Source organism: Thauera aminoaromatica S2, from assembly GCF_000310185.1.
In the GTDB taxonomy this organism is placed as follows: domain Bacteria; phylum Pseudomonadota; class Gammaproteobacteria; order Burkholderiales; family Rhodocyclaceae; genus Thauera; species Thauera aminoaromatica.
This window is the reverse complement of record NZ_AMXD01000254.1, coordinates 1-2237: the sequence shown is the minus strand read 5'-3', so window position 1 is coordinate 2237 and position 2237 is coordinate 1. Positions and strand designations below refer to the sequence as shown.

Annotated in this window: 1 protein-coding gene; it reads left to right on the top strand. The window is 73.1% G+C overall.

Annotation, left to right across the window (positions count from 1 at the left end; translation table 11 throughout):
* The coding region (locus C665_RS19320; protein WP_004328429.1) for an eCIS core domain-containing protein at positions 1–2135 on the top strand (2135 nt) is incomplete at its 5' end.
* Positions 2136–2237: the final 102 nt, after the last annotated feature.

Below are 2237 nucleotides of genomic sequence, written 5' to 3'. Positions count from 1 at the left end.
CGCAAGCCCGGCCCGGCGGCAGCGCCGCCGGCAAACGCCCGGGTGCGCCCGGCTACCTGCAGGCCCGGCTCGCCGTCAGCCAACCGCAGGACGCCGAGGAGCGCGAGGCCGACCGCATCGCGGGCGAGGTCTCCCGCGCCCTGCGCACGCCGGCCCGCAGCGCTTCCGGGCGGGAGTGCAGGGACTGCAGCGGCGAGGCTCCGCACGGGAGCCTCGAACCGGCGATCACCCCACCGCAAAAGCCGACCCTCGCCCCCAGGCTGATGCGCGAGACCCGGCCAGGGAGCGCTGCGGGGACTGCCCCTGCTTCCGCCACGAAGGGTGCGGACGCGGGCCCCCATCACGTGCCCGTCGCGACCGAACAACGCATCGCCGCACGCCGCGGCCAGGGCGCGCCCCTCGACCCCGGCCTGCGGGCACAGCTCGAGACCCGACTCGGTCGCGACCTGTCCGCGGTGCGGATCCACACCGACGCCGAAGCCGACTCGATGTGCGCCAGCATGCAGGCACGCGCCTTCACGGTCGGCAACGACGTCTATTTTTGCGCCGGCAGCTACGCCCCTGCGAGCGACACCGGCCTCGAGCTGCTCGCCCACGAGCTCGCCCACGTCGGCCAGCAGGCCGATGCCGGCGGCCCGCAGAGTGCCGCGCCCAAGCTGCAGCGCGATTTCTGGGACACGCTCTTCGGTGACAGCCGCGCACCCGTCGATCCGATGGCGGGCTGCCGTCGAGAGCTCGACGCGTCGGCGCAATGGGCGACGGCCGGCCCCTACCCTGCAGCGCCCCGGGGCATCGTCGGCGCGGGCGGCATCGGCGGCTTCGATGCCCAGTACCGTGCCGACCCGCTCGCGGGCGACGGCGTGCTCGCGATCGAGCAAGGCGTGGCCGCACAGTTCAAGGACACCCTGGTGCGGAACGCGGGCGTGATCGCGCCGCACCCCGACCTCCCCGCCACGCCGGAGATCCGCACGCTCGCCAGCCGGATGAACGCGATCCCGGTCGCCGTGGTGCGCAATGCGCTGCTCGCACGCTACCAGTGGACGCCTGCGGAGCAGGCGCCCTGGCTCGTCCGCCTGGAATCGCTGATCGAGACGACCTGGGGCGGCCGGCACAGCTTCTTCCTCAACAGGCCACGATGGAACTGGCTCGGTGCCGAAGTGCGCGTGGACCTCGACATCGGCCAGCGCGCGAAGGCGGCCACCGACCACCTCGTCGTGGAGATCTACAAGACCCCGCCAGGCGAGAGCCTGCGCAGCTTCGACATCTCGCACGAGGTCGGTTCGGGCAGCACGACCGACCCTGCCGACCAGACGATGCGGCTCGCCAGCACCACGGCCGGCCCCAAGGAGTACGACCTGCTGCGCCAGTCCGTCGAGTTCGACTACGACTCGGACGCGCTCACGGGCACCGCGATCGCAACGCTCAACGGCTTCATCGCACGCTTCAACGGTGCAGTCGGCAACGCTGCCCACCAGGAGGTGCGCGTCGAGATCGTCGGCCACACCAGCGCCGCCGGCAGCGAGCACTACAACGTCGACCTCTCGCGACGGCGCGCCGAGGCCGTGCGCACGCATCTCGAGCGCCACGGCTTCGCGAACACCGCCAACCGTGTGCACATCCGCGCGCGCGGCGAGGCCGAGGCCGATCCGACGCAGCCCCGACGCGCCAGCGACCAGCGCGCCGACCTCGTCGTCGATGGCGGCGGGCGGATGGTGACGGCGGCCCACGAGTGGGGACACGCCTTCGGCCTGGACGACGAGTACGTGACCGGCGCCACCCGCGTCGGCGACCCGGTGGACCACGACGCGATGACCCGGGCGATGACCGACGCCAACGGCGTCCATCTGCCCGGTGCGATCAAGGAACACAACGGCGGCATCATGTCCTTCGGCAACGAGGTGCGTCCGCAGCACTACGCGACCTTCCATCACGCACTCGCCAGCGTCACCGCGCAGTCGCCCTGGGCGCTGGGATTGCACAAGCCGAAATGGCAAGTTGCAATGGAATGCGGCGCCCCCTCGCCACCGGGCGACTGGCCGGTGCCGGCCCCGGCCCGGCCGGTTCCCGGCGCCGGCCCCGCCAATCCGGTGCCGGGTACCACCCCGGGCAACGACGATGGAAGCGCCGTCGCCTAAGCTCGCGCACCGGCCTGCCGAACGGCCCGCGCCGGCCACCCGACCTGCAGCCACGACCGGCCGTGCCGGCCCGGCGGCACCCGCGACGGCCGCGAGCCGCCT